At 67.6% G+C, this 25977-nt stretch carries 25 protein-coding genes; 10 read left to right on the top strand and 15 right to left on the bottom strand.

Features of this window, described 5'->3' with window-relative positions; translation table 11 throughout:
* Positions 1-39: 39 nt before the first annotated feature.
* From VFX14_09440 to VFX14_09480, 9 genes are all read right to left on the bottom strand, one after another.
* Positions 40-1026 carry a TIGR03619 family F420-dependent LLM class oxidoreductase gene (locus VFX14_09440; protein ID HEU5189898.1) on the bottom strand — a complete coding sequence of 329 codons (987 nt, stop codon included), beginning with the start codon at positions 1024-1026 and terminating at the stop codon, positions 40-42.
* Positions 1023-1592 (bottom strand): amino acid synthesis family protein, encoded by a 570-nt coding sequence (locus VFX14_09445; protein ID HEU5189899.1) that lies wholly within the window; start codon positions 1590-1592, stop codon positions 1023-1025. Before VFX14_09445 ends, VFX14_09440 begins: the two co-directional genes overlap by 4 nt.
* Before the next feature lie 13 nt (positions 1593-1605).
* The gene (locus tag VFX14_09450; GenBank protein HEU5189900.1) at positions 1606-2781 is read right to left on the bottom strand and encodes an amidohydrolase family protein; all 1176 of its coding nucleotides are present in this window, start codon (positions 2779-2781) and stop codon (positions 1606-1608) included.
* 11 nt (positions 2782-2792) lie between these two features.
* Positions 2793-3482 carry an ABC transporter ATP-binding protein gene (locus VFX14_09455; protein HEU5189901.1) on the bottom strand — a complete coding sequence of 230 codons (690 nt, stop codon included), beginning with the start codon at positions 3480-3482 and terminating at the stop codon, positions 2793-2795.
* Entirely contained in the window at positions 3482-4270 is a 789-nt protein-coding gene (locus VFX14_09460; GenBank protein HEU5189902.1) for a DUF169 domain-containing protein, read from the bottom strand. Before VFX14_09460 ends, VFX14_09455 begins: the two co-directional genes overlap by 1 nt.
* Positions 4271-4291: 21 nt before the next feature.
* Complete coding sequence (locus VFX14_09465; GenBank protein HEU5189903.1) at positions 4292-5050, bottom strand: ABC transporter ATP-binding protein; 759 nt, start codon at positions 5048-5050, stop codon at positions 4292-4294.
* Positions 5047-6954 carry an ABC transporter permease gene (locus VFX14_09470; GenBank protein ID HEU5189904.1) on the bottom strand — a complete coding sequence of 636 codons (1908 nt, stop codon included), beginning with the start codon at positions 6952-6954 and terminating at the stop codon, positions 5047-5049. Before VFX14_09470 ends, VFX14_09465 begins: the two co-directional genes overlap by 4 nt.
* Positions 6955-7016: 62 nt before the next feature.
* A complete protein-coding gene (locus tag VFX14_09475) occupies positions 7017-8234 on the bottom strand; it encodes an ABC transporter substrate-binding protein (protein HEU5189905.1) in 1218 nt (405 codons plus the stop codon).
* A 108-nt stretch (positions 8235-8342) separates the two neighbouring features.
* On the bottom strand, positions 8343-10703 hold the full coding sequence (locus tag VFX14_09480; GenBank protein HEU5189906.1) for a GAF domain-containing protein: 2361 nt from the start codon (positions 10701-10703) through the stop codon (positions 8343-8345).
* Positions 10704-10851: 148 nt separating this feature from the next.
* On the opposite strand from VFX14_09480, the gene kdsB reads away from it, so the two are divergent.
* The 5 genes from kdsB (at position 10852) to VFX14_09505 (ending at position 16253) form a co-directional block, all read left to right on the top strand.
* Complete coding sequence (gene kdsB / locus VFX14_09485) at positions 10852-11595, top strand: 3-deoxy-manno-octulosonate cytidylyltransferase (GenBank protein HEU5189907.1); 744 nt, start codon at positions 10852-10854, stop codon at positions 11593-11595.
* 19 nt (positions 11596-11614) lie between these two features.
* Positions 11615-12829 carry an MFS transporter gene (locus VFX14_09490; protein ID HEU5189908.1) on the top strand — a complete coding sequence of 405 codons (1215 nt, stop codon included), beginning with the start codon at positions 11615-11617 and terminating at the stop codon, positions 12827-12829.
* Between the two features lie 117 nt (positions 12830-12946).
* Entirely contained in the window at positions 12947-14296 is a 1350-nt protein-coding gene (locus VFX14_09495; protein ID HEU5189909.1) for an extracellular solute-binding protein, read from the top strand.
* Positions 14297-14316: 20 nt separating this feature from the next.
* A complete protein-coding gene (locus VFX14_09500) occupies positions 14317-15285 on the top strand; it encodes a sugar ABC transporter permease (protein HEU5189910.1) in 969 nt (322 codons plus the stop codon).
* A gap of 116 nt (positions 15286-15401) precedes the next feature.
* On the top strand, positions 15402-16253 hold the full coding sequence (locus tag VFX14_09505) for a carbohydrate ABC transporter permease (GenBank protein HEU5189911.1): 852 nt from the start codon (positions 15402-15404) through the stop codon (positions 16251-16253).
* Between the two features lie 93 nt (positions 16254-16346).
* Here the strand turns inward: VFX14_09505 and VFX14_09510 are convergent, their stop codons facing one another.
* The 3 genes from VFX14_09510 to VFX14_09520 are packed head-to-tail and all read right to left on the bottom strand — an operon-like array spanning position 16347 to position 19468.
* Positions 16347-17642 carry an extracellular solute-binding protein gene (locus VFX14_09510; protein ID HEU5189912.1) on the bottom strand — a complete coding sequence of 432 codons (1296 nt, stop codon included), beginning with the start codon at positions 17640-17642 and terminating at the stop codon, positions 16347-16349.
* A gap of 28 nt (positions 17643-17670) precedes the next feature.
* The gene (locus VFX14_09515; GenBank protein ID HEU5189913.1) at positions 17671-18522 is read right to left on the bottom strand and encodes a carbohydrate ABC transporter permease; all 852 of its coding nucleotides are present in this window, start codon (positions 18520-18522) and stop codon (positions 17671-17673) included.
* A gap of 4 nt (positions 18523-18526) precedes the next feature.
* Complete coding sequence (locus VFX14_09520) at positions 18527-19468, bottom strand: sugar ABC transporter permease (protein HEU5189914.1); 942 nt, start codon at positions 19466-19468, stop codon at positions 18527-18529.
* Positions 19469-19731: 263 nt separating this feature from the next.
* On the opposite strand from VFX14_09520, the gene ugpC reads away from it, so the two are divergent.
* From ugpC to VFX14_09540, 4 genes are all read left to right on the top strand, one after another.
* The gene (gene ugpC, locus VFX14_09525) at positions 19732-20826 is read left to right on the top strand and encodes a sn-glycerol-3-phosphate ABC transporter ATP-binding protein UgpC (protein HEU5189915.1); all 1095 of its coding nucleotides are present in this window, start codon (positions 19732-19734) and stop codon (positions 20824-20826) included.
* Positions 20827-20941: 115 nt separating this feature from the next.
* Positions 20942-22258: an extracellular solute-binding protein gene (locus tag VFX14_09530; protein HEU5189916.1), complete on the top strand. Its 1317-nt coding sequence runs from the start codon at positions 20942-20944 to the stop codon at positions 22256-22258.
* Positions 22259-23197, top strand: coding sequence for a sugar ABC transporter permease (locus VFX14_09535; GenBank protein HEU5189917.1), 939 nt, complete (start codon positions 22259-22261; stop codon positions 23195-23197). It begins immediately after the preceding gene.
* A 2-nt stretch (positions 23198-23199) separates the two neighbouring features.
* Complete coding sequence (locus VFX14_09540; protein ID HEU5189918.1) at positions 23200-24057, top strand: carbohydrate ABC transporter permease; 858 nt, start codon at positions 23200-23202, stop codon at positions 24055-24057.
* On the opposite strand, the gene sixA is transcribed toward VFX14_09540, so the two are convergent.
* A complete protein-coding gene (gene sixA, locus VFX14_09545) occupies positions 24054-24563 on the bottom strand; it encodes a phosphohistidine phosphatase SixA (GenBank protein ID HEU5189919.1) in 510 nt (169 codons plus the stop codon). The two genes, VFX14_09540 and sixA, sit on opposite strands and share 4 nt — an antisense overlap.
* Positions 24564-24646: 83 nt before the next feature.
* On the opposite strand from sixA, the gene VFX14_09550 reads away from it, so the two are divergent.
* Positions 24647-25024, top strand: a complete 378-nt coding sequence (locus tag VFX14_09550) for a cytochrome c (GenBank protein ID HEU5189920.1) — start codon at positions 24647-24649, stop codon at positions 25022-25024.
* A gap of 4 nt (positions 25025-25028) precedes the next feature.
* On the opposite strand, the gene VFX14_09555 is transcribed toward VFX14_09550, so the two are convergent.
* A complete protein-coding gene (locus VFX14_09555; protein HEU5189921.1) occupies positions 25029-25364 on the bottom strand; it encodes a hypothetical protein in 336 nt (111 codons plus the stop codon).
* A 126-nt stretch (positions 25365-25490) separates the two neighbouring features.
* A complete protein-coding gene (locus tag VFX14_09560; protein ID HEU5189922.1) occupies positions 25491-25889 on the bottom strand; it encodes a hypothetical protein in 399 nt (132 codons plus the stop codon).
* Positions 25890-25977 lie beyond the last annotated feature (88 nt).

The raw sequence follows: 25977 nt of genomic DNA on the forward strand, positions 1-25977 counted from the left end.
GCGCGACGGCGGCGCCGGTGTAACGGACGGTGGCGGAGCTCAGCGCTTCGCCACGCGCGGCAGCACCTCGCCGGCGAGCAGCTCGAGCTGCTCCGTGCCCCAGTTGAGGGGATTCAGGACGATGGACTCGCACCCGCCCAGCGTCTCGACCTTCTTCCGGATCTTCTCGGCCACCTCCTCGGCCTCGCCGAGCAGGTAGAACTCCTTCCAGTACGGAAGGTCCATGCCCGAGTAGACCTTGAAATGGGGAATGGCGGACTCGGGGCGCTCCCCGTTCTTCAGCACCCAGACGAAGTTCGAGTAGACACGCGTCATGTCACCCGGCTTGCGGCCGTACTCGGCCATGAAGCGCTGAATCTTGTCCCAGTCCCCTTTGACCATGTCCGCGGTGGAGGACGAGTGCGGCACCCAGGTCTTCGCGTACTTCGCGATGCGCCGCAGCACCGGATCGATGTTGGCGACGGTCTGCGCGTAGATCTTCTCCGAGGGCTGGGTGCCGCCGCCGATCCAGATGGGGGGATGCGGCTTCTGCAGGGGCTTGGGGTCGATCGTGAGGTTCTCGAACGCGTAGTAGCGGCCGTTGTAGGTGACGCGGTCGCCTGCCCAGAGGGCGGTCACCGCCTCCAGCATCTCGTCCATGCGCCGCCCGCGCTCCTTGTGCGGCACGCCCATCAGCGCGAACTCCTCCTCGTGCCAGCCGACGCCGACGCCCAGGATGGAGCGCCCGCCCGAGAGCAAATCGAGCGTCGCCCACTCCTTGGCGAAGTAGGCCGGGCTACGCAGCGGCAGCACCAGCACCATGGTCCCGAGCTTGATCGTGCGCGTGACGCCGGCGAGCGCGGAGAGCAGCGCCACCGGCTCGAGCCAGGTGCAGGCGTACGCGGGCGGCGTGAGCAGCAGGTGGTCGATGGACACCGCGCAGTCGAAGCCGAGGTCCTCGGCGCGGCGGAGATAGGCACCCATCTCGGCGAGCGTGGCCGTCTTCGCGCCCAGCGCGAAGCTCGGGATGCGGAGGCCGAAGTTCATCGCAGCCCATCCTCCTTCTTGGCCTCGGCTACGGTGAGCCCGCCCACCCGCGCGTGCGGGCGGCCGCCGTCGGTCACGACGAGCGCGACGAGGATCTCGTTGGCGCGGGGCGCGTCGACCAGGCGTACCTCCATGGCGTCGAAATGGGTGCGGACGAACGCCGCGTCCTTGAAGTGCAGCGGCACGTCGATGGGCGTCCCCGGGCCGCCGAGCTTCTTCGACGAGGGAATGATGGCCTTCCCGCCGTCGACGACGGCGCGGAACGGGGTGCCCAGCGTGGGGTGCAGGATGGCGGCGGCGTGCTCGTACTCGCCATCAACGCCCACCACCGCCGCCTTGCCGTACGAGTGCACGGGCGCGCCCAGCGCGGTCACGGCCCGGCGGCCCAGCAGGTCGCCCAGCTCCTCGCCCGTCTTCACCAGGGGCGTGAGGTCCTCGACGTAGCGACCTGCGAACGGATTCTCGATCACCGCCACCGCCGCCACCTTCCGAAGCGGCTTCGCGGCGGCCCGGCCACCGTCTTCGAGTATTTCCTCGATCACCGTCAGGAACTTGCGAATTTTCATAGCCTTTCCCCTCTCAATGTCCGCCTCCGGCTGGTCCGTGTCCCTTCACCACCTCGGCGGCGCGCGCGGCCGGCGGCGTGTTGCGGCTGCGCCCGATCCGGATCTGTCCGTCGATCAATACCATGGAGATGCCGAAGAGGTCGCCGGCCCGCAGCGCCTCGAGCGCGGTGCGGCCAACCGAGCCAACCGGCGCATCCACGATGCAGCAGTCCGCCTCGCGGCCGGGGGCGATCGTTCCGACAGGGAGCCGGTACACCCGCGCGGTGTTTCCCGTGGCCATGGCGATGGCGGTCTCCGGGGCGACGCCGCCCAGGGAGACGAGGTGGGCGAGCACGCGCAGGATGCCGAGCGGCACCACGCCGGTGCCCGAGGGCGCGTCGTTGCCGAGGATCACCCGGCCGAGGGCCCGCGCGTCGGTGGCGCGCGCGAGGGTGTGCAGGGCGGTCTTGCCGTTGCCGCAGTGGACGATCTCGAGCGCCATGCTGGTGGCCATCAGTGAGTCGATCTCGCGCTCGCTCATCGACGTGGTCCCGCCATTGATGTGGCCGACGACGTGAGGATCGGCTTCGAGCACCACCTCGGCGCTGATGGGGTTGGAGCCGGCGATGGAGGGCCCGCCGGTGTGAATGGTGACGGTCATCCCGTGCTGCTTGGCCCAGCGCACCATGGGCGCCGCGTCCTTGCCCGTCTTGACCGAGCCGAGCCCAATCTCGCCCACGAGCTTCACGCCGGCCTTGGCCATCTCGGCGAAGTCCGCCTCGACCATGCCGAGCTCCAGGATGGGCGCCCCACCGTGCACTTTCACCCCGGCGGGGCGCAGGTTGGCGTAGGCCTTGGCGGCCACGATGGCGAGCGCCTTCAAGCCGACGATGTCCTTGGGCCTCCCGGGCAGATGCACCTCCCCGGCGGAGATCATGGTCGTGAGCCCGCCGTTGAGCCCCGACTCGATGAAGTCCATCGTGCGCTGCCGGGGCGTGAAGTCGCCGAACACCGGATGGCAGTGCGAGTCGATGAGACCGGGGATGAGCGTCGATCCATGGGCATCGATCACCGTGTCGGCGTCACCGTCGAGTGCGCGCCCGATCGCGACGAACTTGCCGTCCTCGATCACGACCGAGTCGCCGTCGAGGAGCGGCCGCTCGATGTCGCCCGACACGATCTGCCCGATGCCCTTGATGAGGGTGCGCATGACGGATGCTCCTAGACCGACAGGTAGGCGCGGCGCGCGGCCTCGTCGGCCATGAGGCGCGCCATGGGACCTTCCCAGCGAATCTGCCCCTTCTCGATCACGTACGCGCGGTCGGCGAGCCGGGCGGCGAACCGGAGGTTCTGCTCGGAGAGCAGGATGGTGAGACCCTCGCGCTTGAGCGCGGCGATCTGTTCGCTCAGCGTCCGCACGACCACCGGTGCCAGGCCCTCCGACGGCTCGTCGAGCAGGACGATGCGCGGGTTGCCCATGAGGGTGCGGGCGACCGTGAGCATCTGCTGCTCGCCGCCCGACAGGCTGCCCGCGCGGCGCCAAGCCAGCTCGGCGAGCTTGGGGAACAGCGTGGTCACGCGCCCGACCGTCCACACGCCGCCGCCCTTCGCGCCCACGCGCAGGTTCTCCTCCACGGTGAGCTCGGTGAAGATGCGCCGGTCCTCGGGCACCCAGCCGACGCCCAGCCGGCTGATCTCGTGCGTGGGGCGGCCGCGCAAGGCCAGGTCATTCAACCGGATCTCGCCACCCGTGACGTCGATGAGACCCATGATGGCCTTGAGGGTGCTCGACTTCCCCGCCCCGTTGCGACCGAGCAGGGACACCACCTCACCGGCCCCGGCGGTCAAGGTGACGCCGTGGAGCACCCGCGAGGGGCCGTACGCGGCGTGCACCTGGGTGAGCTCCAGCACTACGTCTTGTCCTTGTCCGCGTAGCTCACGGCGAGTCCAGCCGCCGCGTCGCTCTGGATCCCATAGGGCGGGATGGGATAGCGGAGGCCGTTCTTCGACAGCGCCGCCAGCCCCTCGATCACCTTGGGCAGGAAGCGCGGCGGGATGGCCATGAGCAGCTCGTCGTCGGCCACGCCGCCGTAACGCCGCTCGGCGTAGCACGGGATCGTCAGCGCGGGCTCGCCGGTCTTGAGCGCCTTGCCCCACGAGTCGGCGCACGCCGACTCGCCCACCGACGTGAACGACATCTTCTTGTAGCCCGTCCACTGGAGCCCGTTGATGAAGAAGATCATCTGCCCCGGCGTTCCGTAGATCAGGCAGATGTCCGGCGGATTGAGCCGTCCCGAGGTGAGCGGCGCCACCGCCATCGCGCGGTAGCGGCCGTAGGGCACGCAGTCCATGGCCTGCTGGTGCAGGCTCGCGTCGTCTTGCGTTTTGAACCACACGCCCGCCATGCGCCTGCCCGACAGCCACTCGTCGTCCTGGGGCGAGAGCCCGATCACCGCGCCGCACTGCGCGCCGACCAGGTCGGCCATCGTGATCCCCACCGTGAAGCCGAGCTGCCGCGCCTGGGCCACGATCTGATCGGTGGTGTGCTTCACGCGCGGCCGGCGGATCTTCGGGATCGCCTCCATCTCGTCGACGGTCTCGAAGAGCTTCATCCCGATGGGGATGGAGCGGAGGCGTAGGTGCTGGTTCAGCCCGCCCACGATGGCGTCCCAGTCGTAGCTCGTCGTCGTCTCGCTCATGTCGATCTCCTTTCTATCCGCTCAGCTTTCGCCGAGATACACGCGCTGCACGTCCCGGTCGGCGCGGACTTCCGCGGGCTTGCCCTCCGCGATCAACCGCCCCTGGTGCAGGACCATGATGCGGTCGGCCACCGCGAACACGACGTCCATGTCGTGCTCCGTGAAGAGTACGGTGAGACCGCGCTTTCGCGCCAGCCGCTCGACGAGGGCCATGAGGGCGCCCCGCTCGGCGGGCGCCATGCCCGCGGTGGGCTCGTCGAGGAGCAGCAGCTCGGGGTCGTTCGCCAGGGCCACCGCCAGCTCGAGCCGCTTGAGATCACCGTAGGCCAGCACGGCGGCCGGCCGCGCGGCCTGCTCCTCGAGCCCCACCTGGGCGAGCCGCGCGCGCGCCTGGTCCACCTCGAGGCGCGCGGCCGAGGCCAAGAGCGCGTAGGTGCGCCGGCGATGGGAGAGCCGCGCGACCTGGACGTTTTCGAGCGCGGTCAGGGAGCTGAAGGCGGCGGTGATCTGGAACGTGCGGCTGACGCCCCGGCGCCAGACCTCGTAGGGCGCCAGCCCCGAGAGGCGCTGCCCCTTGAACCGCACCTCGCCGCCATCGGGGACGAGCTGACCAGCCAGCATGTTGAAGCACGTCGTCTTCCCTGCCCCGTTCGGCCCGATGAGCGCGCGTATCTCGCCCCGGGGCAGCGCCAGGTTGACGCCGTCCACCGCGATGACGCCCCCGAAGCGCTTGGTGAGGCCGAGGGTCTCCAACACGGGTTGAGTGGATTGGAGGGTCATGTGGTCGACACGTGGCGGGAATCCGCGTTCGAAGCGGTGGGGGGGTCTGGGGGAGGAGCGACGCTCGCTCCCCCCCAGCCCAAAAACCTGAAATCGAGGATACCCACCAATCCGCGAGGAAATATCAGGACGAGGGCGATCAGGATCAGGCCGAGCACGGCTTGCCAGTACTCGGTGTAGCGCGTGATGACGGTGTCGAGCAGCTTGTAGACCACGGCGCCGAGCGGCGGTCCCACCGGGGAGCCGACGCCGCCGAGCAGCACCATGACCAGCGGCTGCACCGACATGGGCGCGTCCACGTAGTTCGGGAACACGCTGCCCTTGAGGTACACGAAGATCGCGCCGCCCAGCCCGGCCACCAGCGCGGCCACCACGAACGCCACGTGCTGGTGCGCGCGAATGTTGAGCCCCACCGCCTCCGCGCGCCGCGGATGGTCGCGCGCCGCGCGCAGGGCGAGCCCGAACGGCGACCCGGCCAGGCGCAGGAGCAGGGCCAGCGCGAGGGCGGTGGCGACGAGCGCCACGAAGTAGTAGCGCAGCGGCGAGGCGAGCCAGGGCGACGGCCACACACTGAGGAGCCCGTTGTCGCCGCCGGTGACCTCGTCCCACTGATGCACGATCGCGTAGACGATCTGAGCGAAGGCCAGCGTGAGCATGGCGAAGTAGATGCTCGTCAGCCGCACGCAGAAGTAGCCGAACACCACGCCACCTAGCGCAGCGAGCAGCGGCGCGCCGAGGAACGCCAGGGGCATGGGGAGCCCCGCCTGTTTCATGAGGATGGCGGCGCCGTAGGCGCCGAGGCCGAAGTAGGCGGCGTGGCCGAACGACACGAGCCCACCCCCGCCCATCAGCAAATACAGGCTCGAGGCAAAGAGCGTGAAGGCGAGCATCTCGACGAGCAGCCACACGTGAAAGGTCGGCAGGAACGGCGGGACGGCGATCAGCAGCAGCGCGCCCGCGGCCAGCCACCCGCGGTGCAGGCGTGGGCGGCGCGGCGCGGCGTCACCGGCTGCGCCTGCCGGCCGCAGCGCCGCCTCCGGCCGGCCGAGCAGGCCCCATGGACGCACGATCAGCACCACCGCCATCACCACGAAGATCAGCACGATGGAGACGCGCGGCAGCAGCAGGATTCCGTAGGCGCCCAGGACGCCGATCAAGATCGAGGCGAGGAGAGCGCCCCACACCGATCCCATGCCCCCGATCACCACCACCACGAACGCCTCCACGATGACGGTGGTGTCCATCACCGTCGTAATCGCCACGCGCGGCACCTGGAGGGCGCCGGCGAGCCCGGCGAGGAAGCTCCCGAGGACGAAGACGCCCGTGAAGAGCCGCGACTGGTCGACGCCGAGGGCAGCCACCATCTCGCGGTCCTGGGTCGCGGCGCGGATCAGGATGCCCATGCGCGTGCGGTAGAAGAGGGCCCAGAGCCCCAGCGCCACCAGCGGACCGAACACGATCATGGCGAGGTCGTAGGTGGGGAACAGCTGGCCGGCCAGGCGTACCGACCCCGCGAGCCCCGGTGCGCTGGGCCCGGTCTTGTTGTCGGCGCCCCAGAGGTATTTCACCCCGTCGGCGACCACCAGCACGAGGGCGAACGTGAGGAGGAGCTGATAGAGCTCAGGCGCCCGGTACACCCGGCGGAGGAGACCGATCTCCACTAGGCCGCCGAAGACGGCCACGAGCAGCGCGGCGAGCAGGGCCGCGACGTAGAACGACGCGCCGCCCAGCGGGAGCGCGTGCACGAGGGTGAATGTGAGGTACGCCGCGAGCATGTAGAAGGAGCCGTGGGCGAAGTTGACGACGCGGGTGACGCCGAAGATGAGCGTCAGGCCGGACGCGACGAGGAACAGGAACATGGCGTTGGCCAGCCCGCTGAGGAGCTGGATGAAGAGGAAGGACATGCGACGCTCCCCTCAGCCCACCCTCGTCCCCGGTTGGGAGAGGGTGAAACGAGGCGAGGCGACTACTGACCCGAGCGTAGCTTCTTGACCTCGTCGTCCGACGGCAGCACCTTGTCGCCGGGGATGTACTCGTGGCCCACCATCACGCCCACGCCGCGCTTGGGGTCGATCTTGGTCGTGCCGACCCAGGCGCCCATGGTGGACTGCCCGTCGGAGGCGCGGAACGTGATGGGCCCCACCGGCGTCTCGACCTTGAGGCCCTTGAAGGTGGTCACGAGCTTGTCGGTGTCGGTGCCGCCCGCTTTGCGAATCGCCTCGAAGATCGAGAGGTAGGTCACGTAGCCGACCAGGGCGCCCAGCGTGGGCGCCTTCTCGGGGGCGCGCTTCTGGTAGCGCGCGACGAAGTCCTTGTGCGCGGGCGCCGCGATGTCGTACCAGGGATAACCGGTGACGAGCATCCCCTCGGGCGCCTCGGTGCCGAGCGGATCGATGTATTCGGGCTCGCCGAGGAGGATCCCCACCACGTACATTTTCTGGAACAGCCCCCGCTTCTGGGCTTCGCGCACGAACGCCAGCCAGTCCGAGCCGAACAGCGAGACGTAGAGCGCATCCGGATTCTGGTTGAGGATGGCGGTGACCATCGGTCCGGGCTCGATCTTTCCGAGGGTCGGCCAGTGCTCGCCGACGATCTGGACGTCAGGCTTGAGCTCCTTCAGCCGGTCGCGGAAGGTCTCCCACGCGCGCTTGCCGTACTCGTAGTTGGGCCCGATGGTGGCCCACTTCACGTACTTCATCCGGCCCGCCTTGTCGGCGAGCATCCGGCCCTGCTCATAGGTGTTGGGTCGCACCCGCACCACGTGGTCGTGCCCCTTGGCCCAGGTGAGGGCTTCGGTGAGCGCCTCCGCCACCACGAACATGGTCTTGTTCTGCTTGGCCCAGTCGGACACCGCGAGCCCGACGTTGGAGAGGAATGTGCCCGCGATGAGCGCGACCTTCTCGGAGGCCACGAGCTCCTGCGCGTGCTTCACCGCCTCCGCGGGCTGGCCTTTGTCGTCCCGGAACAGTACTTCGACCTTTCGCCCGTTGATCCCGCCCTTGGCGCTGATCTCCTCGACCGCCATCTCCACCCCGATCTTGTAGGGGCCCGTGAACGGCGCGCCGATGCCGCTGAACGAGTTGATGTCGCCGATGCGAATGGGCGCTTGGGCGTGGGCGGGAGCAACGAGGGCGCCGAGGACGAGCGGCACCACGGTCAGCCATGCCAGGAAGCGGGAGATCATGCGTGAACCTCCTCCTCGTGAGGGGGGCGTGGGAATCGAGCATCTGAGTAGCGCATCCCGAGGGAGCCTGTCAAGACGACCGCGCCCGCCGGGCGGCGCGGCGGACGACTACCGTGCGACGCGGGCAGCCGAGGCGGCGGCGATGAGCGAGACGCCGGGCTCGATCCGCGCGTTGGTCAGATCCACGGTGACCCGGAGCGCGCGGAGCCCTGTCACGCCCTGAAGCTCGTCCAGCTCGAGGTATTCCACCTCGGGGGTCAGGAAGCGGAGGGACTGAAGGTAGGCGATGTACTCCTTGTACTCGGCGGCCTCGGAGGGCTGCGAGTACACCAGCGCGATCTTGCCCGGCTGGGTGAGCCGCTCCGTCGTCCCGCGCACCACCGCCTTGTCGATCCGCTTCTTCATGATCTCGTAGCGGACGTTGTAGGCGCCGTCGACATCGAAGCGCTTCTCGTCGAACCGGAAGCGGATGGCCAGGGGGGCGTGCTGGATCAGGATCAGATTGGTGATGTCCAGCGGCTGCGGTAGGCGCGGCTTGAGCGCTTCGACCTGCGCGGCGATGCCACACGCCACCATGAGCTGCCAGAGCCGCAGGTTGCGGAGGTGGAGCGGGGTGAAGCCGTCCGTCTCGAGCAGGGAGGCGCCCGCGTAGATGCTGTAGTCCACGCCGTCGGTGCGCTGCATCTCGAAGAAGTGGCGGCACGCCGCCTGGGCGGCATCCTCCTCGGCGTCCAGGAACGAGAGGATCGCGTCGTTGATGAGGGTCACGCTCGTCTCGAAATCCCGCCGCCGGGATGCCACCGCGCCCTGCTGGGGATCGAGGGCGGCTCGGTAGGCCTCGATGCGCGCCCGGACCTCGGGCCCGTAGGTCTCGAGGTGATCGAACAGCGTCTCCACCTCGGCCCGCAGGAAGGCGATGAGCGTCGCCTCGTCGCCGGCGCGGAGGTTCAACTCCACCGCCTCGGCATGACGCTCCACCCGGTGCCGCAGATGATCGAGGATGTGCATGGGCCGGGCGCGGTGCGCGGCCTCCAGTACGTCCCGGGCGAGGCCGAGCTGGGCAGAGAGGTCGGACTGGATGGCCCACGCGCGATGCGTGGAGGAGCCCCGGATGTCCGCGAGCGCGTAGAGTGGATACACGTCGCGGAAGACGATGGTCTCCATCTCGGTGGGCCGGCCGTCGTCTTCGGCCTCGGCCTTCTCGAAGCTCGCGAGCGCGGCCTGGCGGAAGCGCCACTCCACGGTGGGGTGGATGGCCGTGCACTTCTCCTTGATGAGGGCCTGGACGCGGCTCTCCAGCTCATCCATGCTGCGCTTCACCGCCACCGCGAAGAGGGGCAGCACCTGGAGCAGCGACGGAGTATGGGTCACGTTGAGCGCACCGGGCTCGGTGGAGATCAGCTCGAAGCTCCCGATGAGGGCGTCCTCGTAGAAGAGGGGCGCCGCCACCAGGCTGCGATAGCCGGCGGCAAGCAGCTCGTCCTCCACGCGGGTGCGATTGGGATGCGTCTGGAGGTCCTCGACGATGAGGGGCCGCCGCTCGAGCGCGGCGCGCTCGTAGACGGAGCCCGCGAAATCGGAGAGGCGAAGGTGCGTCGAGTCCGCGAAGATGCACGAGTTCTCGAACTGGGACCCATGGTTGAGCGCGAGCACCCGGTCGCCGTCGATGGCGGCCAGCCCGAGCTCCACCTCCGGGCGGCGCAGCAGCACGCGCAGCTTGTCGCGCAGGCCCAGGAAGCGGCCGGTCGAGACGATCGACTCCTTCTCGATGAGGTCGCGCTCGATCGCGGAGATCACCTCCGGACCGGTGACCTCCACCGCCTGGAACACCCCGAAGCCGCGGATGACGAAGCGGTCGCCGGGGAGCAGCTCGGTGAACGCCTTGGGATCCGCCACGTGCGCGCGGATCCGACGCACCGCCTCGTCCGACAGGGGCGGCACCTCGCCAATCACGTCCACCTCGAGGAATCGCCGGCTGGCGATCAGCTTGAAATAGCGGTCGAGCTTGGTGTCGGGGTCGTTGACGATGACGACCCACGGGTACTCGACGCCGAGATCGATGCCATACACCCGCTCGAGGATCAGCGAGTAGGCGGACACGATCCGGACATTTAGGATCAGCGACACGTCCACGTCCATCCGGAACTGCAGCGCGCCGTCGGCATCGGTGAGCAGGCGCCCGAACCCCGGCGTGGAGAAGAAGCTTCGGAGCGCGAACGGGTACGTGGCGGCCCCGAGGTTGTCCTCCTGGAACGTGGGCGAGAACACCGCCAGCATCAGTGCGGAGAGAAGCTCAGGATGCTCCCGCAGGGCCTCGGGGTCGGCCACGCGTCCCGAGAAGCCGGGGTTCTGCCGCACCTTCTCCAGGAGCGCGCGGGTCGCGGTCGCGAAGGGCTTGTCCCCCTGGGCCAGCTCGCGCTCCCAGTACTTGATCAGGGGCTCGAGACTGAACTCGGTCCGGACAGGCATACCCCAGAGCGCAGAGACTGCGGGCGGCTTGGGACCCGGGCGCACAGCCACGTCACTCATGGGGTGTCCAGTGTAGCACCCTGGCCCTCATGCTACGATGGGGCGCCATGCCCGCCACATCCGTAAGTGCCCGAGAGTACAAGCACTCGTGAGGGTCCTGGGGGTCATTCCCGCGCGCCTCGCCTCGACTCGCCTGCCCCGAAAAGTCCTGCGTGACCTCGTGGGCCTCCCGCTCGTCGTCCACGTGTACCGGGCGGCGCGCCGGTCTCCCCACCTCGACGATCTGCTGGTGGCGACCGACTCGGAGGAGGTCATGGCCGCCTGTCGAGCCCACGGGGCGCCCTCCCTGATGACATCGCCCGACCATCCCACCGGCACGGACCGCCTCTGGGAAGTGTCCCGCGGGCATGCGGCCGACGTCTACGTGAACATCCAGGGAGACGAGCCGCTCGTCACGACCGGCCACATCGAGCGCCTGGTCCGCCCGTTACTCGACGATCGGGCCGTCGAGGTGACCACGCTCAAGATCCTCGCGAAGCCGGAGGAGGTCCCCACGCGCACCGCCAACAAGGTCGTCACCAACACTCACGGCGACGCGCTCTACTTTTCCCGCCTCGCCATTCCCTGCGACCGCGACGGCCGCGGCGACGTCGTGTACTGGAAACATATAGGCATGTACGCCTATCGCCGCGCCGTGCTCGAGCGGTTCCACGCCCTGCCCCCCTCGCCGCTCGAGCGCGCCGAGCAGCTCGAGCAGCTGCGCCTGCTCGAGCACGGTATCTCGATCCGGGTCGTCGAGACCGACGAGCCCACGGTGGGTGTGGACACCGAGGACGACTTGCGCGCTGTCGAGGCCATCCTCGCGCGCCGCGCCTCCGCTCCCGCCTCCTGAGCGCGCGCCCCGAGCATCCGTGACCAATCCCTGGGCCATCCTGGTCCTCATCATGGTCGCGCAGACCATGGCCAACGTCGGGCCGCTGGGGATCCCCGCCATCGCGCCGCTGATCCGCGACAGCCTGGGACTCTCCACCGTACAGGCGGGGTCGTTCCTGTCGGCGTACTACATCGGTCCCTCGTTGATGTCGCTCCCCGCCGGGCGCATGGCCGACGTCTGGGGCGCGGCCCGCACCATGGTGCTGGGGCAGCTCGTGATCGCGGTGGGCCTCTTCGCGGTGGCGGGGTCGTGGTCCTTCGCGCTCCTGAGCGTGCTGATGGTGCTGGCGGGCATGGGCTACGGGATGCTGAACCCGACCACCGCGAAGGCCGTGCTGATCTGGTTCCCCCGCAAGCATCGCGCGACGGTGGTGGGCCTCAAGCAGGTCGGGCTGCCCTTCGGCGGCGCCATGGGCGCCCTCGTCATGCCGCCGCTGGCCCTCTGGATCGGCTGGCGCGGGGCCGTGGCCCTCTCCGCATCGGTCATCGCGGGCCTGGGTCTGCTCACGTGGCTGCTCTACCGGGATCCGCCGGGGGTGGAGGCAGCCGCAGATCGCGCCGCCGCCGGCGGCAGCCTGGCCGCCGTCCTCCGCAATCGGGAGCTCTGGCTGGTCTCGATCGCCACGCTGGGATTCGCGGGCATGCAGACGGTGTGGATGGCCTATCTCGTCCTCTACCTGCGCGACGTGGTGGGCATGCCCCTGGTGACGGCCGCGCGCTTTCTCGTGCTCGCCCAGCTGGCGGGCGCGACGGGGCGCGTGGCGTTCGGCGTGCTCTCCGACCGCTACTTCGGGGGCCGGCGCCGCATCGTGCTCGTGCTGGCTGGAGTCGGCTCGACCGCGTGCTCCTTGCTCATCGCAGGGACCGGGCCCGGCACCAGCCCCTGGTTCTTCGCGGCCCTCGCGCTCGTGTTCGGCTTCGTGGGCATCGGATGGAACGGGGTGCAGTACACCCTGATGGCGGAGCTCGTGGATCGGCGCTCGGTCGGCACCGCGGTGGGGCTGGGGCTGGCGGTGTCGTCCTTCGGGGTCACCATCTGCCCGCCCCTGTTCGGCGTCCTCGTCGAGCGCGCGGGCGGCTGGACCGTGCCGTGGATCGTTCTCGCGGCCGCGATGGCGGCGGCCCTCTGCCTCCTCATCCCCGTGCGCGAGGGACGCATGGACTGGGGCGCACCGGGGGGCAAAAGTCATTGACAGAATGGCGCTTTCGGGCCAAAATTTCCCCCGCTTGACGCCGATGATCCCGTCAATCCCGAACCTCGCTGGACACGGTCACCCCGTCGTCTCCCACTTTCGAGGAGGATCCCGTTGATGGACACGAGCAAGGACGCTTCCGTGACGCCGGGCATGAATCGCCGGCGCTTCCTTCAGACGGCCGGTGGCACGGCGGTCGTGGCCGGCGGGATCGAGGGGATCCTCGCCGCGCGCCGCGCGCCCGCATTCGCCCAAGGCTCCAAGCTGCACTGGGTGCGGTGGGTGGACTTCATCCCCGAGTCCGACGTCGAGCTGAAGCGGCAGATGCCCGAGGCCTCCAAGGCGCTCGGCGCCGAGGTCACCTTCGAGACCATCAACGCCAACGATCTCCAGCCGCGCATCACCGCGGCCATCCAGTCGGGGTCGGGCGCGGACATCTTCAACTTCCAGTACAACTGGGCGCACCTCTACCAGAATGCCGTCGTCGACGTCTCGGACGTGGCGAACGCGCTCGGCAAGGCGGAGGGCGGTCTCTATGACGTGTGGGCGCCGTCCTGCCAGGTGGGCGGCAAGTGGCTCAGCGTGCCGCACTCGATCGTCGGCAACGCCGTGGCCTACCGGAAGTCCTGGCTGAAGGAAGCCGGCGCCACCCAGTATCCCAAGACGTGGGACGAGGCCCGCAAGCTCTTCGCCGGGCTCAAGAAGAAGGGCAAGCCCTACGGCCAGACCCTCGGCCACACGTTCGGCGACGCCCCGGTCTTCACCTACACGATGACGTGGGCCTTCGGCGGCGCCGAGACGGACGGCTCCGGCAAGAAGGTGGTGCTGAACTCCAAGGGCACCATCGAGGCGGTGAAGTTCATGCAGGCGTTCTGGAAGGAGTGCTGCGACGAGGGCGGGCTTGCGTGGGACGACACGAACAACAACCGCGCCTTCCACGCCGGCGAGATCTCGGCGACCCTCAACGGCGCCTCCATCTACATCGTGGCCAAGCGGCAGAAGGAGAAGATCAAGGACGACAAGGGCGAGCCCCTCTTCCAGGACATCGACCACGCGCCGCTCCCCGCCGGCCCCGCGGGTGCCTATCTCCTTTTCCTGAACCAGTCGCACGCGATCATGAAGTACAGCAAGAATCAGAAGCTCGCGAAGGATTTCCTCACCTGGCTGCACAAGCCCGAGAACTACGGGAAGTGGTTCACCTCTCAGGAGGGCTACTCGGTCGGCGCCACCAAGAAGTGGGAGAACGATCCCATGTGGGGCAAGCTCGACGAGCCTCTCAAGATGTTCCGCACCGCCGCGCGTAACACGCGGCTGTTCGGGTACGCCGGACCTTCGACGGCCAAGGCCACCGAGGGCTTCACCAAGTACGTCATCACCGACATGTATGCCAAGGCGGTCCAGGGCATGAAGGCGGAGGACGCGGTACACTGGGCCGAGGGCGAGCTCAAGAAGATCTACGAGGCCTAGCCGGCCGCGAGGGAATGTCGGTGAAGAAGCCGATTGCGGGAGGTTCGGGGGGCGCGGCCGCCAGCTCGGTGGCGCTTCCTCGTTCCCGCGCGGGTCAGCCCGCGGCGTGGACGCGGATGCTGGAGAACGAGCGGCTCCTCGCCGCGCTTCTCCTGTCCCCCACCGTCCTCCTGCTCGGGGTGTTCATCGCCTACCCGTTCGTCATGGGCGTGTGGCTGTCCCTGTCCGACACGAGCGTGGGAAACCCCGGCCACTTCGTGGGCATCAAGAACTTCGTCAAGGCCTGGAACGACTCGATCTTCCAGACCGCCTTCAGGAACACGTTCTTCTACACGTTCTGGGCTACGCTCTTCAAGCTCGCGCTGGGCATGTGGCTGGCCCTGCTGCTCAATCGCAGCTTCCGAGGCAAGCGCATCGTTCGCGCCTCCATGCTGCTGCCGTTCATCATCCCCACCGTGCTGTCCACGTTCGCGTGGCGCTGGATGTTCGACCCGACCTTCAGCGTGCTGAACTGGCTCCTGTACCAGAGCGGGTTGATCGTGACCAAGATCCCCTTCCTCTCCGACGGCGTCTACGCCATGTGGTGCGCCATCGTGGTGAACACCTGGCGCGGCATGCCGTTCTTCGCGATCACGCTCCTCGCGGGGCTGCAGACCATCAACCCCGACCTCCAGGAGGCGGCATCGCTCGACGGGGCGAACGGCTGGAAGCGCTTCTGGAACGTCACCTGGCCGCTCCTCAAGCCGGTCACGATCGTGGTCGTGGTGTTCTCGATCATCCAGACCTTCTCCGACTTCCAGCTCATCTACGTCCTCACCGGCGGCGGCCCTGCCAACTCCACCCACCTGATCGCGACCTACGCCTATCAGGTCGGGGTGGCCACGGGCCTGCTCGGCGAGGGCGCGGCCATCTCCCTCTTCATGCTCCCCGTCCTCTTCTTCGTCGTCTGGGCCCAGCTGAGATACCTGAGAAGGCTCGAGGGCGCATGACCGATTTCGAGGTGGTGGGAGGGCGCGGGGGACGAGCGGCAGCCGGCGCTCCCCATGTCAAGCTGGTGGGGGGGCTTGGGGGAGGAGCGGCAGCCGGCGCTCCCCCCCAAAGATAGATGGTCGTCGAGCGGAAGTGGAAGAAGTGGGTGTTCTTCTACATCCCGCTCACGGTCTTCGTGATCGGCACCCTCTTCCCCTTCTACTGGATGCTCATCACCTCCATCCGGCCCGACGCCGAGCTATACCGCTCTTGGCGCGCCGTGAACAACGCGCCGTTCTGGACGCTCAATCCGACCCTCGAGCACTTCCGCGACCTCATGGCGAAGACGACCTTCCCGATCTGGCTGTGGAACACGTTCTTCATCGCCGTGATCTCCACGATCATCTCGCTGTTCTGCGGGCTCCTCGGCGGGTATGCGCTGGCCCGTCTACGGTTCCCGATGGCGGGCCTTCTGGGTACGTCGATCTTCGTGACGTACCTGGTGCCGCCCACCCTCCTCTTCATCCCGCTCGCCGACATCATCCGGAACTTCCAGCTCGGCAACACGCCGTGGGCGCTCATTCTCACCTACCCGACGTTCCTCATTCCGTTCTGCACGTGGCTCCTGATGGGCTACTTCAAGACCATTCCCAAGGAACTGGAGGAGTGCGCCCGCATCGACGGGGCCACGCGATTCGGGGCAATGGCCCGCATCATCTTCCCCATCGCGGTGCCCGGCATCCTGTCGGCGGGGATCTTCGCGTTCACGCTGTCGTGGAACGAGTTCATCTACGCCCTGATCTTCCTGTCCTCGCCGGAGCGGAAGACCGTGCCGGTGGGGGTCGTCTCCGAGTTGATCCGAGGAGACATCTACTTCTGGGGTCAGCTCATGGCGGGGGCGCTGCTCGGCTCGGTGCCGGTCGCGCTCGTATACTCGTTCTTCGTCGAGTACTACGTCACCGGGCTCACCGGCTCGGTGAAGGGCTAGCCCGCCTCGACCCGGCGCGCCGGGCCCCGGACGCACCACGGGGCCGGCGGCGTGCGCCGCCGGCCCCGCGTTCCCTACCCTGCGTCGGCGCGCTTACGCGAACTTCGCGTAGATCGCCTTGATCTTCTCGTCCGCCCACTTCACGGTCTGCTCGAGATCCATCTTGTCAGTGCAGAACTGGGCGAGCGCGTCCACCATCACGAACTGCTGATACACCTCGTCCGCCGCCGGGGTCAGCGGACCCGGGTAGCCGGTGGTGAAGTGATAGTCGGCATCCTGCTCCAGCGGCTTGAGCTTGGGGTCCTCGCTGATGATCGGGAACGGCGGCTTCGCGTAGTTGTTGAGGAACGGCATGTTGTAGCCGGTGCTCGCCTTGGCGGCGTCCCGGTAGACGTCGGCGAGGGCCTCGAGGAACGCCTTGGCCCCGTCCGCATTCTTGCTGAACTTGGTCACGCCATAGGCGCGGCAGTTGGCGAACGAGCGCCGGATCGCCGGCCCCTTGGGCGAGAGCGACACGAAGATCTTGTCCGCGAGCTCCTTGTTGGAGCCTTCGATGGTCCGGTAGGCGCTGATCGGGTTGTGGATCCAGGAGCCGCGGCCCGACGCGAGGAAGCGGTTGTTGGACGCGTCGTCCCAGGCGAGGACCTCGGGGGTCATGCAGTCCTTGTAGAGGGCCTTGTTGAACTTCAGCGCCTCGCGAACCTCCTTGGAGTTGTACTGGATGGTCTTGCCGTCCTTGGCCACCTCGGAACCGCCGAACGACCACATGATCGCGCGCCAGGAGGCGCGAGAGTCGTCATGGTGCGCCAGCCCGATCCCGATCGGGAAACCCTTCGCCTTCAGCTTGGCGCCGCCCTTGTGGAGGTCCTCCCAGGTGTCGGGCCCGTTGGGCATGCCGATCTCGGTCCAGAGGTCCTTCCGGTAGAGGCCGGGGAAGTCGATGAAGAAATCGGGAATGGCGTGGAACTTCCCGTCCGTGCGCACCTTGCAGTAGTTGTCGGCGAGCGGCGTCCACCCGCCGTACTTCTTGCCGATCCGGTCGGCGGCGTCCTGCACGTCGATGAGGGCGGAGGCCCACTTCTCGGTGCCCGTCCCTACGAGCTGGACGATGTCGTGGCCGGACTGGGTCGCGACCTCCGCCGCGATCTTGGCGGGGATCTGCAGATGCGGGATGTGGTCGATGATGACCTTGACGCCGCTCTTCGTGCTCCACTGGTCGGCGAAAGCGTCGAACCACTTGTCGTAGGCGGGGACGAAGTGCGTCCAGGCGAGCACCCGCACTTCCTTCGTCTGGGCCCACGCCGGGCGGATCCACACGTGCGGAAACGCCGACACGCCCGCCGCGCCGGCGGCCGTACCCAGGAATTGCCGTCGTGACAGTTTGCTCATTGCATTCTCCCTCCTTGGAGAGTTGTGTTCACTTCAGAGCGCCTGCGGTCAGCCCGTGAATGAAGTGGTCGAGGCTGAACGCGTAGACTACCGCGACCGGGATGGCGCCGATGAGGGCGCCCGCCATGAGCGATCCCCAGTAGAACACGTCACCGCGGACGAGGTCGCTGGTCACCCCGTACGAGATCGTCTTGTTGGCGGACCCGGAGATGAAGGTCAGGGCGTAGATGAACTCCTGGTACGTGAGCGTGAAGGCGAAGATGCCGGCGGTGATGATGCCGGGCACGATGACCGGGATGATGATCATCCGGAAGGCCTGGAAGCGGGTACAGCCGTCGATCTGGGCGCTCTCCTCGATCTCCTTCGGCACCGTGCGCACGAAGCCCATGAGGAGCCAGGTACAGAAGGGCAGCGTGAACGAGGGATACACGATCACCAGGGCCCACACCGAGTCGATGAACCCCAGCCCGCGCACCACCTGGGACAGCGGGATGAACAGCAGGGTGGACGGGATGAGGTAGGACAGGAACATGGCGGTCGAGAGCGGCTGGGCGCCCGGGAACCGCATGCGGGCGAGGGCGTAGGCGGCGGGCAGGGCAAGCACGAGGGTGATCACCACGACCAGCGCGCCGATCATGAGACTGTTCGCCATCCAGATCGGGAACAGGGTGCCTTGGAGGAGCAGCCGGATGTGGTCCAGCGTCGGCGGCTCCTTGAACCAGAACGGCGCGGTCTCGAGATTGTAAAGGTCCCGGTCGCGCTTGAAGGCGGTGATGACCATCCAGTAGAACGGAAACATGACGACGAAGAGGTACGGGGACAGTGGGAGATAGGGTCCGTAGTCTCGCTTGATACGTCGCCAGAGCTTCCGGCCTTCCATGGCCCTAGTCCCTCTGCAGGAACCGTAGCATGAGGATCACGATGACGGCGAGCACGGGGAAGATGAACAGCGTGATGGCCGCGCCCATCCCCAGGTCGCCGGCATTGATGCCGATATTGTACGCATAGGTCCCGAACACGTGGGTGGTGTTGTACGGCCCGCCCTGGGTCAAGAGCCACACCGCCGAGAAGTCGGTGAACGAGAACACGACCGAGTAGAGCAGGCCCACGAGCAGGATCGGACGCACGATCGGCACCACCACGTAGTGGAAGCGCCGCAGCGGCCCCGCCCCGTCGATCTTGGCCGCCTCGATGACCTCCTGCGGCACCGCGGTCAGCCCGGCGAGCAGGATGACCGCCGAGAACGGGAAGCCCCGCCAGACGTTCATGATGATGACTGACCACATCGCCAGGCCGGGCTCGCCCAGCCACTGCCACGGGTACTCGATGATGTGGGCCCGCATCAGCATCCAGTTGATGACGCTGTAGAGCGAATCGAACATCCACTTCCAGGCGAGGGACGAGAGCGCGATCGGGATGACGAACGGGATCAGGATGATGCCCTGGACGAGGCGCTTGCCCTTGAAGCTCCGGTTGAGAGCGAAGGCCAGGGGTAGTCCGATCACCAGGCGGATGGCTTCGGAGCCGAAGGTGAAGACGAAGGAATTCCGGACCGTCTGCCAGAACACCGGGTCCTCGAAGAGCCGGCGGTAGTTGAGCAGGCCCACGAAATGGGTGTCGGGCGAGCCGACCCGGGCGCTCGACAGGGACAGGTAGATCGACATCAGGAACGGGTAGGCGATGAAGAAGGCCAGGTACACGAAGGCCGGGGCTACCCAGATAAGCCCTTGAATCGATTCACGCCGGCTCCAGCCCGCCAGGGTCTTGGCCTGGGAGGCAGGGACGGGTACTGCGGGGATCTCGGTTAGCTCCCGGCCGTTGGGCAAGCCTCGACGCTCCCGGGGTAGCGGACGGAACGGGGGTTACTGTCGCCACACATGCGTGCTGGGTCTCACGAGTCCTAAGGATGCTTGAAATACGAGCGGGTGTCGTCTTATAACACCCTCTCCGCGGTGTGTCAATGAACCGTGTTGCCAAAACGCGACGTCGTGTATTTATGGTACTATCCGGCGCGCCGGGGGTGCTCGGCCCCCCACCGCCAGCCCGGACACGAACGTGACCAAATCCTGAGGGACAGCGAGGTCGCCCAATGGCACAGGTAGTTCTGAAGAACCTCAACAAGAAGTACGACGAGGTCCACGCCGTCAAGGACGTGAACCTCACGATCCGGGACAAGGAATTCATGGTCCTGGTCGGCCCCTCCGGCTGCGGGAAGACCACGACACTGCGCATGGTCGCGGGACTCGAAGAGATCACCGGCGGCGAGATTCAGATCGGCGAGCGCGTGGTCAACGACCTGCCGCCGAAGGACCGCGATATTGCCATGGTCTTCCAGAACTATGCGCTGTATCCGCACATGAGCGTCTACGACAACATGGCGTTCGGGCTCAAGATGCGTAAGTTCCCCAAGGCCGAGATCGCCAAGCGCGTGAAGGAAGCGGCGGAGATCCTCGGCATTCAGGAACTCCTCAAGCGGAAGCCGCGGCAGCTGTCCGGCGGCCAGCGGCAGCGGGTGGCGGTCGGCCGCGCCATCGTGCGGCATCCGCAGGTGTTCCTCTTCGACGAGCCGCTCTCGAACCTCGACGCCAAGCTGCGCGTGCAGATGCGCGTGGAGCTCAAGCGCCTCCACGAGCGCCTCGAGACGACCGCGATCTACGTGACCCACGACCAGGTCGAGGCCATGACCCTCGGCAGCCGCGTCGTCGTCATGAAGGACGGCTGGGTGCAGCAGGTGGGCGAGCCCATGGAGATCTACAGCCGCCCGCAGAACAAGTTCGTGGCCGGCTTCATCGGCTCCCCCGCCATGAACTTCATCCCGGTGACCATCTCCGACGCCGGGGGCGCGCTCCTCGCGCAGGCCAACGGCCTCAAGGTCAAAGTGCCGGCGGACCGCCAGGCCAAGCTGGGCGCCTACAAGGGTCAGCCGGTGACGCTCGGGGTGCGGCCTGAAGATCTCCGCGTCGGCTCGCCCAGCGACTCCGGCGATCTGTCGTTCGACGCGGTGGTCGAGGTCGTGGAGCCGCTGGGCGCCGAGATCCTCCTCGACGTCACGGCAGCCGGACAGTCGGTGGTGGCGCGGGTCGAGCCGACGGTGCGGGCCAAGGCCCACGAGAAGATCCGCCTCACCTTCGTGCCGGAGCGCATCCACTTCTTCGACTCGAAGACGGAGGCCGTGATCAGCTAGGCTGTGATCAGCTAAGCGGCGACCCGCGCGGGTCGCGCTTCGCCACAGGGGGTGGGACGAGCGCCAAGGTTCTCCTGATGGCCCGAGACCTCCCGACGAGTCACGGAGGCCCTCCATGGACCAGTCCGCTCCCCGCAGTCTCGACCGTCGTCGCTTCCTTCGCACCGCCGCCGGGGCCTCGGCCGGTATGGCCTCCTGGCTCGCCCTCCGCACGCCGCCCGCCGTCGCGCAGAAGCGCGAGCTGACCTTCCTCTCCTGGAATCACTTCGTCCCCGCCGCGGACGACGAGCTACGGCGCCAGGCGGAAGTGTTCAGCAAGGCCAACAACTGCACGGTCCGCGTCGATACGGTGGCGCATCTGCAGCTGCCCGCCAAGATCGCGGCGGAGGCGCAGTCCCAATCCGGGCACGACATGTACCGCTCCGCCGGCGCCGATCCCTTCCTCTACGAGAACCTTCACGCCAACGTGGACGACCTCGTGGACAAGCTCGGCAAGCAGTACGGCGGCTGGTATCCCTTCTGCGCCCAGATGGCGCAGACCGGCTCGGGCTGGAAAGCCGTGCCGTGGTTCTGGGTCTCCTTCCCCGCGACCTACAACATGGCGCACTTCCGGAAGGCCGGCTTCGGCGACAGCTACCCCAAGACCTGGGCAGAGCTGCTCTCGATGGGCAAGGTGCTCAAGAAGCAGGGCAACCCGGTGGGCATTCCCATCAGCCACTGCTCCGACGCCCACAGCACGTACTGGTCGGTCTCGTGGTCGTACGGCGCCAAGGTGCTCGAGGCGGACGGCAAGACCCCCGGCATCAACTCCGACAAGACCGCCCAGGTCATCGAGTGGTACAAGGAGCTCTTCAAGGACGCGATGGAGCCCGAGGTCCTGTCCTGGGACGACGCTGGCAACAACCGCTTCATCCTCTCAGGCAAGGGGTCGTGGATCCACAATCCGATCAGCCCGTACAACGCGGCGCTGAAGGAGAAGATGCCGATCGCTGACGACCTCAACCACCACAACAGTCCCGCGGGGCCGGCCGGCGCGCACACGGCCCCGCCCGCGCTCAGCATGGCGATCTGGAAGTTCTCCAAGAATCAGGAGCTGGCCAAGGAGTTCATCCAGTATCTCTTCAAGAAGGAGAACTACGACGCCTGGATCGTGGCGTCGAACGCGTTCAATCACCCGCCGCTCCGACACCTCTCCGATCACCCGATCTGGGCGAAGAACCCGAAGTTCGCGATGCTGCCCAAGGAGGCGGAGTTCGCCCATCCGCGCGGCTGGCCGGCCAAGCCCTCCGACGCCGTGCAGCGGATCGATGACAACTACGTCCTCGCCGACATGGTGGCGAAGGCGGTCAACGGTATGCCGACCAAGCGGACCATGGAGTGGGCGCAGGAGCAGGTGGTCCGCGCCGTGAAGGGGCAGCTGAAAGTCAGCTAGATGGCTGTCGGGCCGCAGGTCCTCGAGGCGGCCGGGCCGGCGCGCGCCGGCCGCCTCAACCGGCTCCGGGAGTGGTGGGAGCGTGAAGAGGTGTTCGGCTACGGCCTGATCCTCCCCGCTCTCGCCCTGCTCGTCGCCCTGGTCGCCTTCCCGTTCGGGATGGCCATCTACTTCAGCCTGTCCGACTACTGGGTGGGCTCGCCGGGCCCCTTCGTGGGGCTGGCCAACTACCGGGAGATCCTCGGCAACGAGACCTTCCGACAGACCGTGCAGAACTCGTTCGTGTTCACCGGCGCCGCCCTGTCCCTCAAGATCGTGCTGGGGGTGTGGCTCGCCGTGCTCCTCGCCCGCCCGCTGCGCTTCAAACGGCTCATCCGCGGCGCGGTGCTGTTGCCCTTCGTCATCCCCACCGCGCTCTCGACGCTGGGCTGGTGGTGGATGTTCGACTCGCTCTACAGCGTGGTGAACTGGACGGCGATCCGGCTCGGCCTCATGACCCCGCCCGGCCCCAACTGGCTCGGGCAGGCCACCTACGCGATGATCGCGGTGATCGTCGTCAACGTGTGGCGAGGGCTCCCCTTCTTCGCCATCACCACCCTCGCCGGCCTCCTCGCGGTGCCCCGCGAGTATTACGAGGCAGCGGAGGTGGACGGGGCCGGCGCCCGCCAGCGTTTCTGGCTCATCACCCTGCCGCTGCTCAAGCCGGTCCTGGCGGTGGTGATCCTCTTCTCAACCATCTTCACGTTCTCGGACTTCAACATCGTCTACGTCCTCACTCGGGGCGGCCCCATGAACACCACGCACCTCTTCGCCACCCTGGCCTATCAGGTCGGCCTCAACGGCGGCAACCTCGGCCAGGGCGCGGCCATCGCGCTGTTCATCTTCCCCCTGCTCGGCGCAGTGGTGTTCTTCCAACTGCGCTACATCCGGAAGGACTGACGATGGCGAGCGCGCAGAGTCGGGGCGCCAAGCTGCGGGCGGCCGCCTTCACCTACGCCAACCTGGCGCCGTTCGTCTTCTTCGCGCTGTTCCCCTTCTATTTCATGTTCGTCACGTCGTTCAAGTCGAACGCCGAGCTCTACAACCTGAAGTCGGTGCCGTTCTGGATCCAGACCGGCGTCATCATGGACCACTACACGTTCCTCTTTCGCAAGACCGACTTCCTCGTCTGGGTGCGGAACAGCCTCATCATCAGCTTGGTCGCGACCGGCGTGTCCATCGTGCTCTCCATCTTCGCCGGCTACAGCCTCGCGCGCCTGCGCTTCCGCGGCGCCGGCTCCTTCGGCACCGCGGTGTTCATCACCTATCTCGTGCCGCCCACCCTCCTCTTCCTTCCCCTGTCCCAGGTGGTGAGCTGGCTCGGCCTGTCCGACTCCATCGTGGCCCTGATGGTCACCTACCCGACCTTCCTCGTCCCGTTCTGCACCTGGCTCCTCATGGGGTACTTCCGCACCATCCCGCGCGAGGTCGAGGAATGCGCGCTGGTGGACGGCGCTACCCGCATGCAGACGCTCGTGCGCATCGTGCTGCCGATGGCGGTGCCCGGCATCATCTGCGCGCTGCTGTTCTCGTTCACCCTCTGCTGGAACGAGTTCACCTACGCTCTGACCTTCATCTCCCAGTCGGCGAACAAGACGGCGGTGGTGGGCGTCACCGCGGACCTCATCCGCGGGGACATCTACTACTGGGGCTCGCTGATGGCGGGGGCGGTGCTGGCGAGCGTGCCGGTGGTGATCGTGTACGTCCTCTTCCTGGACTATTACGTCTCGGGGCTGACCGCGGGAGCGGTGAAGGGCTAGGCGCGGCCCGCGAGGGCGATCACCTCGCGCGGGCGGAGGTGGAAGAGCAGGGTCCCCCGACCTTTCTTCGGCCGCCCCTCGAACTCGAGCGCGGCCACGCCGCTCTTCCGCATCTCGAGGCGCGCGCCGCCGTCGGGCGAGACCAGCGCCGCCACCGCCTTCGACAGGAAGGGCTCGTGGCCGACGGCGACCACGGAGGCGCCCCGCGGCAGACGCCGCAGCGTCCGGAGCAAATCCTTCAGGCGCGCCTCGTCCCCCAGCGCGTCCGTCTCCTCGGGAACGATCCGCCGGCCATAGGCGCGCGCGGTGATCTCAGCGGTCTGACGCGCGCGCACGAGGGGGCTCGTGAGGAGCCGGTCGAAGCGCACGCCCATGCGCCGCAAGGTTCGCGCGACCAGCGCGTGCTCTCGGTGACCTCGCGCCGAGAGGGGACGCATCCGGTCGTCGGGCCAGCGCCGGCGATCCTCGTGACCGGCCTCGGCGTGGCGCATGAGATAGAGCGTCATCAACAACCTCGTGTTCGACGCTACGCTGCCCCCTCTACGCTGTCAAATCGGGACGCGCGAAAGGCGCGTGCTATCCTGCCGCGGTGAGGGCGAAGTGGCTGCTCATCATCGTGGGGCCCGCCCTGTTCATGCTGCTCGCGGGCGTGGTCGCGATGCTCGTCCTTCCCTATCCGGTGCCGAAGCGCGCCACGCCCGCGCAGCGGCTCTATCTCTCGAACTGCGCGACCTGCCACGGCGCGAGCGGCGCCGGCTCCTGGCGCGCCACCATCTTCCTCATGCACCCGAGCGATCTGTCCGATCGCCGTCTCGTCAATGGGCTCACGGACGAGTACCTCTACCTGCTGATCAAGAACGGGGGCGCGCCGCTGGGGAAACCGGGCATGCCTGCGTTCGGCTTCCACCTCGGGGACGACGAGATCCGCGAGCTGATCGCGTACCTGCGGGCCCTCCCGACCCGCTGAGCCGCTACTGGATCTTCTGGATGTCCACGAGGAGAAGGCGGTCACCCACGGGCCGAATGGTCAGCCGCACGCGATCGCCGCGCGTCAGCTGCACGCGGTCGAGGATGTCCTTCGACTCAGCCTGGAGCACCATCGCGTCCATCTGATCCATGAACCCCGGGAGCTTCTCGTGTCGGACGACCACCATGACGTCGGCGTAACGCGCCTCGTAGACGCCGCCCGCGCGGTAGAGGCCCTGGCCCGGAAAATTGGACCGGTACATGCCCCAGATCCCCGCGGCGAACGCGGCGAGCAGGACCGCAAAGAGGATGGGCGCGACCCAGCTACGGGAGCGCGCCATCTATCCGCGCGCCATCGAAACGGAGAGGGCGGAGGGTGGAACGACGGAAGGGGCGGGGTGTGCTCCCCGCCCCTTCATCATCCGCGGGAACGCCGGCACCGGCCGCGGGGCCGCGCCGGGAGGTCCCTAGTCGAGGTAGTCGTAGTTGGGCTTCGGGATGGCGCCGGAGACGTGCTCAGGCGTCAGCACCCAGTCCCCGTGGCAGCCTTCCTTGAAGATCTTGGTCGCGCCGGTGTACGCGCTGCCCAGGGTGACGACCAGCAGGCCGAACGACGCCACCGTCCCGAGGCCGCAGATGATGGCCTTGCCGGGCACGTACATCACGTTCAGGAAGCCCGCGCCCACCGCGTCCCCGGCCGTCGGCTCCACCGAGCCGCTCATGGGCTGGGTCAGAATGGAGTTCGCGGTGCCCATCGTCTCGTACGTCTGCGTCTGCGCCTGCGCCACCGACAGCCAGATCGCGTAGGGCGCGGCGAGCATCACGACGAAGGCGAGGACCACGCACTGCCAGCGGGAGACTCTCATGGATGTGTGACCTCCTGTGCTCGATGATAGCAACGCAAATGGCGAGATCCAAAGGCATCTTAGCTCCGCCCCACCCACACCATATAGA

It is taken from the genome of Candidatus Methylomirabilota bacterium, assembly GCA_035764725.1.
GTDB lineage: Bacteria > Methylomirabilota > Methylomirabilia > Rokubacteriales > CSP1-6 > DASRWT01.